This is a genomic window from Prosthecobacter sp., from assembly GCF_044378005.1.
Classification (GTDB): Bacteria; Verrucomicrobiota; Verrucomicrobiia; order Verrucomicrobiales; family Verrucomicrobiaceae; genus Prosthecobacter.
The window spans coordinates 1-15,271 of sequence record NZ_JBILYB010000143.1; the positions used below are offsets into that span (position 1 = coordinate 1).

General features: G+C 59.2%; 9 protein-coding genes. 4 read left to right on the top strand and 5 right to left on the bottom strand.

Annotated elements, in window-relative coordinates; genetic code table 11:
• The 3 genes from AC6FTP_RS21090 to AC6FTP_RS21100 all read right to left on the bottom strand — a co-directional run.
• Positions 1-220 (bottom strand): hypothetical protein (locus AC6FTP_RS21090; RefSeq protein WP_497208885.1); only part of this gene is annotated, 220 nt, incomplete at its 3' end.
• 22 nt (positions 221-242) lie between these two features.
• Positions 243-8,885, bottom strand: a complete 8,643-nt coding sequence (locus AC6FTP_RS21095) for a beta strand repeat-containing protein (protein ID WP_497208886.1) — start codon at positions 8,883-8,885, stop codon at positions 243-245.
• Complete coding sequence (locus AC6FTP_RS21100; protein WP_497208887.1) at positions 8,803-9,273, bottom strand: hypothetical protein; 471 nt, start codon at positions 9,271-9,273, stop codon at positions 8,803-8,805. Before AC6FTP_RS21100 ends, AC6FTP_RS21095 begins: the two co-directional genes overlap by 83 nt.
• A 166-nt stretch (positions 9,274-9,439) precedes the next feature.
• Here AC6FTP_RS21100 and AC6FTP_RS21105 point away from each other — a divergent pair, with 166 nt between their 5' ends.
• From AC6FTP_RS21105 to AC6FTP_RS21115, 3 genes are all read left to right on the top strand, one after another.
• The gene (locus AC6FTP_RS21105) at positions 9,440-10,573 is read left to right on the top strand and encodes a cytochrome-c peroxidase (protein ID WP_497208888.1); all 1,134 of its coding nucleotides are present in this window, start codon (positions 9,440-9,442) and stop codon (positions 10,571-10,573) included.
• 69 nt (positions 10,574-10,642) lie between these two features.
• A complete protein-coding gene (locus AC6FTP_RS21110; protein WP_497208889.1) occupies positions 10,643-10,786 on the top strand; it encodes a hypothetical protein in 144 nt (47 codons plus the stop codon).
• A 70-nt stretch (positions 10,787-10,856) separates the two neighbouring features.
• On the top strand, positions 10,857-11,369 hold the full coding sequence (locus AC6FTP_RS21115) for a hypothetical protein (protein WP_497208890.1): 513 nt from the start codon (positions 10,857-10,859) through the stop codon (positions 11,367-11,369).
• Between the two features lie 115 nt (positions 11,370-11,484).
• Here AC6FTP_RS21115 and AC6FTP_RS21120 read toward each other — a convergent pair whose 3' ends face one another.
• Positions 11,485-11,619 (bottom strand): hypothetical protein, encoded by a 135-nt coding sequence (locus AC6FTP_RS21120; RefSeq protein ID WP_497208891.1) that lies wholly within the window; start codon positions 11,617-11,619, stop codon positions 11,485-11,487.
• Between the two features lie 339 nt (positions 11,620-11,958).
• The gene (gene rlmF / locus AC6FTP_RS21125) at positions 11,959-13,149 is read right to left on the bottom strand and encodes a 23S rRNA (adenine(1618)-N(6))-methyltransferase RlmF (protein WP_497208892.1); all 1,191 of its coding nucleotides are present in this window, start codon (positions 13,147-13,149) and stop codon (positions 11,959-11,961) included.
• 319 nt (positions 13,150-13,468) lie between these two features.
• Between rlmF and AC6FTP_RS21130 the strand changes: the two genes are divergently transcribed.
• Positions 13,469-15,202 (top strand): sialate O-acetylesterase, encoded by a 1,734-nt coding sequence (locus AC6FTP_RS21130; protein WP_497208893.1) that lies wholly within the window; start codon positions 13,469-13,471, stop codon positions 15,200-15,202.
• Positions 15,203-15,271: the final 69 nt, after the last annotated feature.

Consider the following 15,271-nt stretch of genomic DNA (forward strand, 5'->3'; position numbering starts at 1 on the left):
GCCTCCAGTTCGCCTCCCATTGGCTCATGTTGAACTCGGTGGGGATGAACACACCGAAGGTTCCCAGTTCAAAAGTGAAGCTGTCGTCCAGCAGTGCTCCGCTGCTGTCATGGAGCGATGACAGAACGTCATTGCCCCAGTTGATGGTGACGGCCTGAACTCCGGCTTTGGAAAATGCCAGGACCGAGGCAAGCACAAGAAGAGTATTTTTGAGATTCATAAGTCTGACGAAAAGTGAAGATTTAGGGAATCCAGGGATTGGCGATGATCAGATTCGGTCTGGCCGTGCGTGGTTGCACGAACTGACCACGCAGCATTTTAAAGAGTGCGGCGCTATCCTGGCTGGAGACAGATGCGTCAGCCTGCTGGACCCAGCGTTGCATGGAGGCGGCGTTCAAAAGGAAATAACTGGTGTAGCCCTCAGCCGTTGGATTTTCGTCAGCCGTCCAAAGTTGGATGCGGTCCGCCGCTGTGGGGCTCCGGTTGCCTGTGAATCCATCCGTGATGAGCATCTTCCGAGTGGTGGGTGACATGTCGAGCGGCCATCCGTTGCCAGTGAAGATGGCACCAGCGACGAGAGGCCAGGTCAGGTCATTGCTGCGCACCTGACCGGTGAACACCAGCGACATGGCAGAACCTTTGGGATGAACAAACATGCCTTCGCAGACATCCAGCACGCGGTTCCCGGCATCGGTCAGCGAGGCGTCGGCCACCTCCACCCAGAGGGAGAGTCCACTCAGCGGATGGGTAAAGAGCCAGAAGGTGCTGAAGGTGCCGCTGTTCCGATCATGGAACAAGAGTCGGTCCGCCGTGGCGGGGCTCAGGGTGCCGGTGAAGTCGTCGGGAACAAAGAGTTCGTTGATGCGGTAGTGCTCACGCACGACCACTTGATCTCCGGCGAGTGTGGCAGGCAGACTCGTGCCGAGAGTGTTACGCGTGCTGGCGGTGTCGATGGCGATGCTGTTTGGCGTGCTCGCAGCCTCATTGATCTCGAAGCGATGACCTTCATGATCACCGGCAATGACTTCCACATAGTAGTGGCGGCCCGAAGTGAACTGCGCGGCAAGATTGCCCGTGCCCACGGAATTGATCACGCTCAAAGCACTGCCGACCACTCCATCCACGCTGCCGGTGAAGACCTCACATTTCAAGAAGGGCTGGCTGCAGCTCTGGCAAGCCGTGGCGATGGAGCGTGTCGCCCAACCTGAGGTTTCGCCACGAACAATGGTGCCACTAGAGATGAGGGTGACTTTGATCCGGACGAAGCCTTGACCACCTGACAACGCAGGGATGGTGGCGAGATTCAAATAACGCGCCGTCTCCGTGCCGTCGCCATTGCTGGTCACGGTGGGGCTGATGGTGGTGACATCAGTCCAACCTGCGCCGCTGGCTCCGCTGGAGGTGAGATCGGCAATGTACTCCAACTGGTAGGTGATGCCAGTGGCTCCAACGACACGGCGCATGAGTGCGTCGATGGTGCCGTCGCCATTGCGTGTGATCCTCAGCGAGCAACTGCCGTTGATGCCGGACGATGGATTGAAGCAGAAGGCAAACTCTTCGAGGTTGGTCACGCCATCGCCATCGGGATCTTGTGTAGCACCGTTCTGTCCGCTGAGCTGATTGGCATACTGCCAGCCGGTGAAGTTGGTGGGCTTGATCTCGACGAGTGGGATGTTGTTGTTGATCACCAGTGGATCACCCGCTGTGAGATCAAAGGTGAGGTAGTAGGGGTTTCCACCAGCGGAGTAGTTGGCTAGATGGCCTGTATTGAGCGGATCTTCCGCACTGCCAAGAACGTGTGGACTTGGCAGCCCGGTGGGATCGAAGTTCACGCCTGCCACAGGACGCGTCGGATCAATCTGATAACCGACCGGCGGCGTGTAGCTCATCGTGTAGATGCCAGCCGTGCCATCGGTAATAAAGCTGTATTGCCCCGTGCTGCCATCCATAAGAATAGTCACTGCACCAGGTCCGTTCACTGAGATAGAACCACCGGCGATGATGCGGCCATCAACCGGACTGTAGATGTAACCAGAGGGATCGACGGCATCGAGGAAGTCGTTGCCGATGCTGTTGCTACCTGCCAGCGTGACGGGGATGAGGTTGTCATTACTGCCTTGGGTATCGCCCGTGCTGGTGGCTCCAGCGGGATCGACTTCCTGGATGAAGTAGGTGCCGTCGGGCAGTCCGGTGAAGCTGTATTGGCCGAGGATGTTCGTCGTGGTGGTACCGATGAGCGTGTCAGTGCCCGAATCAAAGAGGCCGTTGCCATTGCTGTCGGCGTAAAGGCGGACGGTGACGCTTGGTACGGGCTGGTCGTTGTCGGAGAAGTTGCTATCAAGGTCGTAGTCATCACGCACTTCACCGCTGATGCTGCGTGTGCCTGCGAGTGCCGCGAAGCCGAAGTCGATGCTGTTTTTCACCTGGGCTGCACTGACGGCGACGAGCGGGCTGAGTGTGGCAGCGGTCGGCGTGGCCTGGGTGCCGTTGTCGTCATCATCTTCACTGTTGTCAGCGGTGTCGGTCGTGGTGGAGGAGAGCGGGTAAAGCGTGGGCGGTGTGGCGATGCGCAAGCGGTAGCTTCCAGGGGCGACATTTGCGAAGGTGTAAAGCCCGCCGCCTGCCGTGGTGGTGCTGCCGATAACTACATTCAATGGATCGAGCAACTCGACGAGGACGCCGTCGATGCCGAGTTCGCCGTTGTTGTTGATGCCGTCATTGTTCGCATCATGCCAGACGAGATTTCCGATCGTTGCAGGCTGCTCGTCGATGAAGTTGACGCCGCTGGTGGTCGCGCCTGCTGTCACGACGACAGGGTTGATCGTGTTTGGCGAGACGCTGAGATAACCCACCGGATCTGTTTCGACGACGCGATACGAACCTGGAGGCAAGTTGCCGAAGCTGTAAGCTCCACTGCCATTCGTAGTGGTGGTCGTGGGCTGTATGCCGGGGAGGGAGGTGTTGCTGTCGATGTCATCACCGTTGCTATCTTTCAGCGTGAGGGTGACTCCTGGGATGAGGTCATCACCGTCGTCATCATTGTCTGTGTCCGCCATGACGCTGCCGCTGATGGTCCCAGGCACGAAGTAGCCGTCATTGCCTGCACTGCTCGGGGTGTTTGCCACTGCGGTGACGGAGGTCGGATCTGTGCCTTCGATTTGTGTGACACCTGCGGGGAATTGCGGATCGCTGTTGTCCACGTTTACGCTTGTGTTGCCAGGCGGCACGGTGGCGGTCCAGTTGCCGGTCACATCAGTGATCACAGTTTGGGTGGCGCTGTTGGAGTCGGTGATGATGACATCGATGTTGGCGAGGTCGGGTTCGCCGCTGTCTTGGCTGCCGTTGCCATTCGTGTCGATGTAGAGATGACCGGTGACGGTGCCGACTTGGCGGAAGCCGTCGTCGCCAGCGGGAGTGTTCACGTTGGAGACAGCGGTGATGGTGTTCGGATCGGTGCCTGCGGTCTGTGTGTAGCCAGTGCTGAAGAAGGCGGTGAATTGCGGGTCGGTTTGATCGACGTTAACGCTGGTGCTGCCAGGGGGTACGGTGGCAGTCCAGTTGCCATCAATGTCCGTGATGACGGTTTGCGCGACACCTAGGCTGTCGGTGATGATCACGTCGATGTTGGCGAGTGCGACATCGCCACCATCGAAGCTGCCATTGCCATTCACATCATGGAAGACCTTGCCGCCCGTGGTGCCGGTGAGCACATCGAGGAAATCACGGCCTGTGACATTCGTGGCGGCTGCGAGTGCGACTGGGACCATGTTGTCGTTCGGCGCGGTGACATCAGCGGTGGAATACCAGCCAAAGAGGTCATTCTCGACGACGACATAGTTGCCTGCATTGAGCCCGGTGAAGCTGTAGCTGCCATCGGCGGCGGTAAGCGTGGAACTGACCACGGGCTCGCCTGGATCGGCGATGCCGTTGCCATTGGTGTCTTCCACGAGATCGACGGGCACGTTTTCGATACCGACTTCGCCGCCATTCACGGTAGCACTGGCATCGGCGTCGTTCCAAACTTTACCCGCAATGCTGGAGTAGCTGACGGGTGGTGTGAGGTAGTCGAAGAAGTTGTTGCCCGCGTAGGTCGTGAGTGCGGAGACCACGACGGGGATGCGGTTGTCGTTCGCGCCTGCGGTGTCGCCACTGCTGGAATAGCCGGGTGGCTGAGACTCAACGATGACGTAGCTGCCAGCGGGGAGATTGAGGAATTCATACGCGCCTGCGGCATCGGTGCTGGTGATGGCAACAAGTGTGCCATCCGCTGGATTGCCATCGCCATTCGGGTCGGTGTAGAGGCTGACGGTGATGGAGGTGAGCACGGCGTCGCCACCATTGAAGGTGACGCTTTGATCCACGTCGTCATAGACATGACCGGAGATCATCGCGGCAGTAAGCGTGATGCTGGCGCTGCTGCTCACGGGCGGGACTCCATCGCCATTCACATCGACGGTGTAGTTCGCGGCGGCGAGGTTGACGGCAGGTGCTGCGGCACCTTTGGCCTGCAAGGTCACGTCAATCGTCGTCGAAGCACTGACACCGAGAGTGCCTGCGCCTGTGACATCGAGCCAAAGCAGGCTGCCAGCACCAGTGGCATCTGGAGTGACCGTGGCGGAGACGAACTCGAAGTCCGCACCGGAAAAAGTGTCTTCCAATGGCAGCGTGGCGATGGCTGTATCGCCTGTGTTTTGCAGCGTGATGCGGAAGGTGACGTTGTCGCCGATGCTGGCCGGGCCTGGATTTGGACTGAGCAGCGTTTTGCTGATCGTGATGGCTGGATCGGTGATCGTGACATCTGCGGTGTCGCCGCCGGTGACTCCGCCGCCTGCGTCGGCAGTTGCGGTGTTGGTGGTGGGTGCGGCGGTGCTGAGTGCGGTGAAGTTCAGCGTGATCGTGGTGCTCTGACCTTGGGTGAGCGGGCCGACATTTGACCATGTCACGGAGCCACCACCAGAGGTTGTCGGCGTGACGCTGGCGGAGATGAAGGTGAGATCCGCAGCGGGATACAGGTCTGTCAAAGCGACGGTGCTGAGCGTGGTGTTACCGGTGTTGGTTACCTGCACTGTATATTGGATTGCCTCACCGACCACGGCTTGTCCGTCCGCAGGTGTGACGAGCGTTTTGTTCACACTAATGGCTGGGGCGATGTTTGGAATGGTCGCGGTATCCGTGCCGGTGTCGGTGCTGTCGGTGGGATCGACGTAGTTCACGGTGAGCACGTCGCCGAGCACGGCGTGGAGGGTGCCGTTGTTGAAGGTGTTCGGCGCGGTGGTGCTGGCGGGGATGCCGACCACGAAGATGCCGGTGTTGATGCCGGTCTCGGTGAGCGTGACGAGCTCGCTATCACCCGCGAGTGAGGTGATCACGGCGGTGATGGCTTCAGCAACGCCGGCATCGAGATTTTGATCGAGATCGACGATGCGCACTAAGACCTGTTCATTGCCTGCGTAAGTGGTGGTGTGCGGGCCGTTCGAGCCGGTGGTGAACTCGGTGATGCTCGGCGTGCCGAGATCGAGGAAGGTGACGTTCACACTCGTGGCGCGCGTAGCCTGGATGCCCTCGGTGCCTTCGTTCGCAGTCACGGCGATGTTGTAGGTGCCTGTCGTGCTGCCCACGGTCCACGCATATTCATAGGTCTTCGTTCCCGTGCCAGTAGCGACAACCTGACCTGCATTCAGCGTGGTGCTGACATCGCCCGTGGCACCTGGCCCATCAATGCTCAAGCCCATGCTGGTGATGTCATACGCACCGAAAGGATCGCTCGCGGTGCTGCGCACATAAGCGGTGGTGCCGCTGGCTGGTGCTGTGATGAGACTGCCGCCAGGATACGGCGCGTCATAGACGCCGAGTGAATCGACATTGATGACGGTCGTGGTGGGTAGGGTGATCTTCGAGGGCTTCGTGCTACTGTCGAAATCGACGGTAAAGGTGACACCACTTTGCGAATCATTGATCTCAAGAGTGAGCGCCTCGCTGGAGGCAAAATTGATCGAACTACCAAGCGCGGCAAAGCCGAAGGTGAACAGGCCGCTGCCGGTGGTTGCGGAAGCTGCTGTGCTGGTGCTGACGGCGAGTGTGGTGAGTCCTTTTTTCAGAGTTGCCGTGATGCTGGGAGATGCCGGCATGGAGCCACTGGTGACGGTGTAGTAAGCACTCACGGCGGGCGTCGAGCCTGTCGGCAAGCTAAAGCTGGAGGCAAAAGTCGGCACCTGAGTGAAGGCGGCTGTTGTCGCGCCGCCTCCAGATGCAGGCTTGATGGAGACGCCGCCGATGGCCCATTCCTGAGTCGAGTCGGTGGCGGTGTAGGAGACTGTGACGGATGCCGCGCCTGGCTTGGTGCTTGCCGCACCACTGACAAAGTCCGTGCCACTGGAATTCCACAACTGCGTCTGGCCGGAAGTGGTGGTCATGCCCTGGTTGCTGAAGGCTTCATCCACACTGCCGACACAGATCACGATTTCATTCGTAGCGGAGGTTACATTGACTGTGGCTGTGCCGGAGTTTGCCGAAGCCGAGGCAAAAGTACCAAGTGGAGTGGCTTGATCCACATTCTCAAAGGTGGTCGCTCCCGCTTCGATCGTGGAACCTGTGCTGGTGGATACCACCACGTTAGCCGGACCTGCGGCTGGATTTAGCAGACGGTAGATCGACACTCGAGCACCTGACAAGGCAGCAGTGCCCACCTCGGTCATAGTCACACCATTGTAGGTGACAGACGAAATCGTGCCTGCGCTGCCCCCCACTGAGCCTGAGCCCACGCTGACGGTGACGACCAACATGCGGTTGCTGCCGCTGCCTGAGGTGTGGGAAAAAGTGAGGGAGGCAGCATTAACCGCCGAACTGGAGGTCGTTGAACCTACGGTGACTCCTGGAGGCGAGTAGCTGAGAGCACTTGTGCTGGCGGTGGTGGCATCCGCTGCAGCCACGGGGTCAATGCGGTCCAGTGCCTGGGCGGGATCGCTGAGATAGAGGAACTTATTCTGTGTCGGCACCGAGATGATGGCACTGCCTGTGCAAGTCTCACTGAACTCGGGATCCGTGTAGGTGAAGGAAAGGCTATTTCCAGGACTGACAAGCAGCGTGCCGTCCATCTGGCTTGTGCCTGTGGTCGTGGATGTGGGTAGGCCTGTGGTGTTGCGGAAGATGCCGCTGTTCACAGCGGTTTCGAGGAGCGTGACAAACTCCGCATCGCCTTTGCTGGTGTTGTTCACGACGATCGTGATGCTCTCGGCCACTGAGACGTTGTTGTTCGCATCGGGATCGGTCAACGTGCCATACACGAGTGCCCCGGCAGAGTAGGCGGCCTGGACAGTGCCAGTGGAGTTCGTGAACTGCGCACCGCAAGGCGTGGAGCCCGCAGGTGGTGCCACGACGACATTGGCCGTGGAGACGAGGTTGTAGTTCGAGTTGCTCGCCGTGTTGGCGATGCTGCCTGCGGCATTGATGGTGCAGCGATAGGTGAAGAAGGTGCTGCCTCCGCGCAGGATGATCGGCACGACGTAGCCGTCTTCATCCAGTGGGAAAAGCGTTCCCGTGCTACCATCGGGGATCGCTGTGCCATCGCGCGCTGTGCTGCCCGCGACGTAGGTCAACGAGACGTTGAGCGGATCGAGCACGAGCAGGTTTCCAAGAGGTAGCAATCCCTTGTTATCCACCTCGATGCGATACTCGATGGTGTCGCCAATGCTCAAGCCTGTGGGGGCTGTGTCGGTGGTCAAAGAGTAGGTTTTTTTTAGCGTCGGCACTGGGAAGGGCAGCACTGTGGTTCCCACATCGAGGAAAGGGTTGCCGGGTCCGGCGGTCGCGGGGTCTTGTCCCCAGGCAGCGGCGATCTGTGAGCCATCCAGAGTGTACACACGCATGGCGCTCTGGTCTTTGTCGGGATCGAAGAGGCGACGCGTCTCCAGCGCCGTGAGGTCATAGTGCGCGTCGTATTTGTTGCCGCGCGGATCGGTCAGCGAGCCGTTGCGGTCGCCGTTGTAGTCCACATACACACGTGACGCCGCCACGGGAGTGACCCACACAGGACTGCCGTTTTGCGAGAGATCACTGCTGCCCGGTCCCCAGCCGACGACGGCCTCCGTGGTCAGGCTGTCCGAGGGCACGAGCGTGAAGCCCCAGTCATGCACATTGTTCGCCGTCGGATTCGCCCCCACCATCACGAGGCCGAAAAAAGTCTCATCATTGGCGCTGGTGAACTTGGCCCCGCTGTTCTGCGGCATCTGATACTGCGTCACGCCGTAGGCCGAAACATTGAAGCTGCTCGTGCCCAGACTGGTGACGACATTGATCGTAATCGCCGAGGCGTTCGGATTGTAGAAAAAGCCAAACGCCGCATCACCATCCGCCGCGGTGCCCACGGGCGAGTAATAAGTGCCGGTCCAGTCTGCCACCGGATACAGCGTGAACCAGTCCGTCTCATACCTCGCGCCGATGTCACCCGTGATGAGCTGCACCTGCACCGGCTTCGTCGCGCTGACCGTCGCGCCTTTCAAAACGCCGCCATTCACCAAATAGGACTCGCCTTGATTCAGGGTGAAGGTCGTCGCGCCGCCGGAGACCGGGCCATTGATGTCCACCGTGACCGAGGTGCCATTCTCACGCGACATAACCATCAGCCAGACATATTCAAACATGGAGCTGGCCGACACATCCTGACCCACAGGGCTGATGTACTGCGTGCCGTAGTCCATCGTGGCCATCACTTCCACCGAACCCGCCAGCACGGAGCCTGGTGCTACTGCCCAGCCTGTGCGCGTCACCACCAGCGCCTTCGTGCCGCCGAAACGGTCGCGCCCGTCATAAAGCAGCGTCGAGGGATTGCGCGGCAGGCTGACGAGATTGCGCAGATTGATCACCGAGCCCAGCGGGGTCAATCGCATAGCCGGGCGGGATGCCGTTCGAATTGTTGCCATCTCCCCAGATTTTCGTCGTCGATTGCGCGGGGTTGTTCAGATCGACCTCATAGCCGTCTTCCCACTCATCATAATGCACCACCGACCCCGTCCCTGTGACGACGATCGACACCACCGACTCCATCGTCTGCCCGACGATCCCGCTCGCGGGCTCGATCGACACCAGCGCCGTGCGCTCCTGCGCCTCAGGGATCGGCACATAGAATTCGTGAATAATATTGGCCGCAAAGAGGGGCAAAGCAGCGCCCAGCACCCACCCCAGAGCGACCATTCTGACAAAACTCAGTCCCAGCCCACGGGTCGGATGACCCGTGATTCGGCGAGGGGAAAGGAGGGAGTGAAGGGTCCGGAGCATGGCAAGCGTGACACAAAACTTACATACTCATTATAATAATTACAATATATTTTGTATTTTATGACATTGTGTAACTCGTTAACAGGCCCTAAAAGCTGCCAAATGGACTGTCATTCCTCGTGCTCGAACTCGAACGAAGAGGACTCACCCAAGCGTATTCTGCGCCGTGTCCACCTCTCCAAATCCCGTCCAAAGCATCCTCTGGCTCGGGCTCGGCGTCATCTTCGCGGCCAGTGGAGACCTTTTGCGGGCGGCAGACCCGCTGCCCGACACCCGGCTGGCGGCGCTGCCCAGATCTGCCGCTCTCCCCACGGACACGCCAGAGCGGGTCGCCCTCGGTCGCCTGCTCTTTTTTGACCCCATCCTCTCGGCCACTCGGGACGTCGCCTGCGCCACCTGCCACCATCCCCGGCACGGCTGGGCAGACGCGCGGCCCACCCCGCTGGGCGTCCATGCCAGCGGCATCGGACCCGAGCGGATGCTGGTGAAAGGAGCCGAGTTCCTGCCTTTGCGGAGAAACACGCCCACGCTTTTAAACGCCGCATTCAATGGCATCGAGGTCGGCAAGCCCTTCGATCCCGCCAAATCGCCCATGTTTTGGGACAACCGCGTCCAGAGTCTCGAAACTCAGGCCCTGGCCCCCATTCGCGCCCGCGAAGAGATGCGCGGTGACGTTTGCTCCGAGGCCGAAGCCGTGCCGGCCATGGTCGCACGGCTCAAAGCCATCCCCGAGTATGCACGGCTCTTCCAAACCGAGATCACCCCGGCCCGTGTCACCAGCGCCCTCGCCGCTTACGAGCGCACGCTGATCACGCCAAACTCACCTTTTGACCGCTTCATGCGGGGGGACAAAACCGCCCTCACAGCCGCCCAGCAGCACGGCATGGAGGTCTTCCAAAAAGCCAAATGCACCCTCTGCCACAACGGACCCATGCTCTCCGACTTCAAACTCCATGCCATCGGCCTGAGCGACAGCGCGACGAACCGCCACGAGTTCCGCACCCCCACTTTGCGCAATCTCAGGCACACCGCCCCCTACATGCATCACGGCGGCACCCTCACGCTCGATGAAGTGCTGCTCTTTTACGACCGACTCATGGATCAGGCCGCCGAGACCCTGGAAGGCGGCGACGACTCCACCCTGCCACCGCTCGATCCCCTGCTGCGGCAGATGAACATGCTCCCCGAAGATCACGCCCCCATCACCGCCTTTCTGGAGACCCTGAACCAAGACGACTACGACCAAACCACTCCCACAAGAGTGCCCAGCGGTCTGCCCGTTGCGGGGAGTCTGCCTTGATCCCCTTAGATCAAATGGGAAGACAGGTTCACAAAGTCCTGGAAGCTCGCCCGCCAGGACCTCCAGCTCATGCTCTTTCTGAACCTGAACAAGCTCGGCGAGATGTTCCCCCGCCAGCCCGAAAAGCTGTCCCTCTACATGCAGCAGCACCTCCTCGAAAACCGCAGCAGCGGCGAGGAAGAAGAGCCGCCGGTGCCAGGACCGACGGTTTAATTGCTGACTTCAGAGAAATAAAGAGGCGAAAGATATGACAACGTCAGCAAACAATTTTAGATCGTTATTCATGAAAAACTCATTAATAGCCATCCAGTGCATTGTCCTTTGTCTTGCCTGCACCTCTACAGTTATAGCGCAAACACCAGATGCGGAACTCGGCATATGGAGCGGCTCTGTGGTTATCAAGAAAAGCTATGCCGCGTTAAGTCACACAAAGACTTCAACTTTGATGGTTACAGGATATATGGGAGGCGCTCTTGGACCCAACACCTTTCATGGATTGATTACAAATCTTGATAGTAGAGAAAATGCAAAAGATAGCTCTGATCAGTCAATTTACCTACCTGTCAACCAACTCGCAGAAGGAGGAGCGGCTGGGATTCGTTTCCTCGTCGGTGGCAGATATGATGGAACGGTTGTCACCAAAACGCTTCGCTTCACAAAGAAAGCCGCCACAAATAAGATGGTCAGCCTATCGTATAAAATCAAAGCGAACGAAGATTTCGTGTCGGGTGCCGATGTCGCAGTTGAAGTCAGCGTCACACTATCCTGGAAAAAAGCACTTCCGGCTGGACTATGAATCACAGCCTCGACCTGTAATTTTTCACGACTCGGCTGAAGCCAGGCACAAACGAAGAAGGCGCGACCTCCAGGTGGGAGATCATCGCGCCTTGAGAGGATTCGCGGTGGGAGGATTACAGGCCGACTTCGATGAGCTTCTCGAGCTTGACGATGTCTTTGCCGAAGTTGCTAATGTCTTCGGCGGTCTTTTCGGTGGCCATGGCGTCTTCGTTGAAGAGCCAGCGGAAGTTTTTTCCGTCGCTGCCCATGCGCTCAATCTTCAGGGACTGGGGGCGGTGTCGTCTTTGAACGGACACACTCGCCGAGGATCACGCACCGATCGCTGCGTTCCTCAATGCACTGATCCGTGATGACGACGACACCCGGTGCCGCTGAGCATGCCCAGCGGACTGCCGGTGCCGGGTGTGGGCCACGCGGGATTAGCCGCGCTTGGCTTTCTTCTCCTGCTTGGCGAGCTTCTTCTCCTTCAGGGTTTTCTGGGGAGCCTTCTTCTTCTCTTTCTTGGCGTCTTGAGCTTTCATGGGGATGTCGCGGGTTTGAGTTCACCGACCTCTCGGTGCGGCATGGACTCTGTTGTAGCGTGAGATTTAAAAAGGAGCAACGCCAAACCTCCACGCCAGCACTCGACTCCGCTTCTGCCCCTGTGCCATGTCGATGATCCGCACCTCGGCGGCCTGTGCGCGGCGCAATGCTTTCTCCAAAGCGGGGAGATGCTCGCTCTTCGACACCAGCGTGGTGAACCAGCCTACCTGAGCGGCGTAAGCCGCGCTTTCCTGGATCATGCGCTGGATGAAGCCCAGCTCTCCGCCCTCGCAGCACAGCTCCCCTGCCCTGCCAGCAAAGTTCAGCGCCGCCTTCTTCACGCCAAGGTTCCGCAGCTTCCGCTCCGTGCCTGCCGCAGCTTCCGCCACGGATGCATGGAAGGGAGGATTGCACATCGTGAAGTCATAGTGCTCACCCTTTCCGATCATGCCATGAAAGCAGCGGGAAGCATGGCTTTGCAGCCTCAGCTCGATCAACCCCGCCACGCGTGGATGACTGGCCGCCAGCTTCCGCGCCCAGCGAAACGCCTCCTCGTCCAGCTCCGCTCCCACAAAACTCCAGCCAAACTCACAGGCACCGATCAGCGGATAAATGCAGTTCGCACCCGTGCCCACATCCAGCACGCGCACCTCCGGCCCCTGCTTTCGTCCGATGAGATCCGCCAGATGATGCAGGTAATCGCAGCGCCCAGGGATCGGCGGGCAAAGATAACCCGGCGGCAGATCCCAATGCTCCAGACCATAGGCCTCCTTCAGCAGCGCCTGGTTCAGCGCCTTCACCGCGTGTGGATCAGCAAAGTCGATGCTCACCTGCCCATGCCCGTTTGGTTTTACAAAGGGACCCAGAGTCGTGCTGGCGATCACCAACCGTTCGAAGTCATAACCACCAAGGAAGCGATTGAGCGGATGCATCGTAGGCCGAACTTCCGAGTTCGGCTTTTGAACCAACTTGGAAGTTCGTTCGACCGTCTTTCCACCTCCTGGCGGCGTGCGATCATCGCCGAAGTACTTCTCGCTGCGATAGCGCAGCCACACACGCAGCACCTGCGGCACCTTCTCGCGTTCCGCCTCACTCAAAGATTCATAGAGCACCAAGGCCTTCTCACGCTCACCTCGGCAGGCGCGGTTGTTGTGCGCATCCCAGTAGCTCCTCGCCACGCGGATGCGGCGAATGGTTTCTTTGACTAAAGCATCACCGGTCAGCGGCTTGGCGTTGGGTTTCTTCTTTGCGGGCATGGATGAACTCAAATAAACGCAAAAGCCCGGAAAAGCTCAAGGTTCAGCCAAAGCCCGATGCGTGCGAAGGCGCGATGCCACCCATAGATCGTCTGTCAGGGGCCGCAATTGAGAAGATGGTGGAACCAAACGTCGAGCCCCCAGTTCATTCTGGTCACTGGCCACCCACCCTAAAATCGTTGGTTGAGCATGAGGCCGCCTCCATCGTCTTCGTATCTCTGGGGGGTGAACTTCTTCTCTTCATTTGGAGGTTTTAAAACTCTGCCTAGAATCGGAGCGCAGTTCGCTCCATTGCCCATCGAAACTCCTCAACCCAGTCATGAAACGCACCCTCAGCTTCCTTCTCCTCACGCCCAGCCTGCTCTTTGCCGAGTTGAGCGTGCCGCATTTCTTCTCCGATCACATGATCCTCCAGCGCGAGCGTGCCGCTACCATCTGGGGCAAGGCAGATGCCAAAGCAGAGGTCACGATTTCCTTCAAAGGCAAAACCGCGACCACCCAAGCCGCTGCCGATGGTAAATGGCGGGCGCAGATCGAAACCGGCACCGCTGACGCGAATGGCGCGGCGCTGACGATCTCCGCAGGCGCGGACAAGGTCGAGATCAAGGACGTGCTCGTGGGAGAGGTGTGGTTCGCGTCGGGACAGTCGAACATGTTTTACACCATGAACCGTTCGCCGGAATACGCGGGACTCATCGCGGAGTCGAAGCATCCCGCGCTGCGCATGTTCAACGCGCCGCTCGTCACTGCTGCGGACAATCAAGATGACATCGAAGGCGTGTGGCAGTCCTCCTCGCCGGAAACGGTGCCAGGGTTCTCCGCCGTGGCGTTTTTCTTCGCGCGGAAGCTGCATCTGGAGCTCGGCATTCCCGTCGGTGTGATCAAATCCGCGTGGGGCGGCAAGCCGGTGGAGACATTCACCAGTCGCGAGGCGCTGAACACGCTGCCAGGGACCAAAGCGATTGTGGAGGCCACGCTCAAAGCCGAGGCAGAGTATGACCAGACCAAAGCGCAGGCCGTTTATGAAACGCAACTCGCGAAGTGGAAAGCCACCATGGCCGCAGCGAAGGGCAAACCGGACGTGGATCGCAAACGTCTGCCGAAGAAGCCGGATGCGCCGAAACGTCCGCTGCTCACTGAAGGCAAGCCGGGCGTGCTTTACGCCGCGATGATCCATCCATTCACCGGTTACACCATGCGCGGTGCGATTTGGTACCAAGGTGAAGGCAATGCGAAGGCCGGAGCCGTGCCTTACGATCAAACGCTGCCGCTTATGATCAACGACTGGCGCAAGCGCTGGGCCGATGAGTTCTCGTTTTACTACGTGCAGCTCGCCAGCTACCACGCGCCTTCGACGGAGCCAGGCACGCCTGATCCATGGGCGCTCTGCCAGGACCGCATGCGCCGCGTGCTCGAAACCACGCCGAAGACCGGCATGGCGATCATCAACGATGTCGGCGAGGTGAACGACATCCATCCAAAGAACAAAAAAGATCCTGGAGAACGTCTCGCCCGCTGGGCATTGGCGAAGGATTACGGCAAGGAGCTGATTTACTCCGGCCCGCTGTTCAAATCGAGCGAGGTGAAAGACGGCACGATCCGTGTGACCTTCGATCAAAGCGGCACGGGGCTCAAATCACGCGATGGCGGAGCTTTGAAGCGCTTCGAGATCGCTGGCGCTGACAAAGTCTGGCATTGGGCCGAAGCGAAGGTGGATGGCACGGACAGCGTGCTCGTGAGCAGTCCCAAAGTGCCACAGCCTGCCGCGGTGCGCTATGCCTGGGCCGCGAATCCCGAAGGCGCGAACCTCGTGAACAGCGAAGGTCTGCCCACCTCCGTCTTCCGCACGGACGATTGGGACGATGTGGAAGCCAAGGCCAACACCGCCGCCACCAGTGCCACCGAAGCGCGTCGTGCCCTTGCCGTGGAGATCAAAGCGCTCGCCGCCGAACGCGCGAAACACGACCGCAAGAGCCCCGAATACCAGACACTGAACAAGAAGTTCCAGGAGCTTATGGCCAAGTTCAAAGAGGACGCGCCAAAGCAGAAGTAGCTTCGAGTGGCACTCGAAGCCGAACGTCCCAAACCGATTCGATTGCCAATCTTATATCATAGAGCCCTT

Coding starts and splice junctions, on each gene's coding strand:
- AC6FTP_RS21095 (WP_497208886.1), bottom strand. CDS start 8,885: ATGCGATTGACCCCGCTGGGCTCGGTGATCAATCTGCGCAATCTCGTC.
- AC6FTP_RS21100 (WP_497208887.1), bottom strand. CDS start 9,273: ATGCTCCGGACCCTTCACTCCCTCCTTTCCCCTCGCCGAATCACGGGT.
- AC6FTP_RS21110 (WP_497208889.1), top strand. CDS start 10,643: ATGCTCTTTCTGAACCTGAACAAGCTCGGCGAGATGTTCCCCCGCCAG.
- AC6FTP_RS21115 (WP_497208890.1), top strand. CDS start 10,857: ATGAAAAACTCATTAATAGCCATCCAGTGCATTGTCCTTTGTCTTGCC.
- AC6FTP_RS21120 (WP_497208891.1), bottom strand. CDS start 11,619: ATGGGCAGCGACGGAAAAAACTTCCGCTGGCTCTTCAACGAAGACGCC.
- rlmF (WP_497208892.1), bottom strand. CDS start 13,149: ATGCCCGCAAAGAAGAAACCCAACGCCAAGCCGCTGACCGGTGATGCT.
- AC6FTP_RS21130 (WP_497208893.1), top strand. CDS start 13,469: ATGAAACGCACCCTCAGCTTCCTTCTCCTCACGCCCAGCCTGCTCTTT.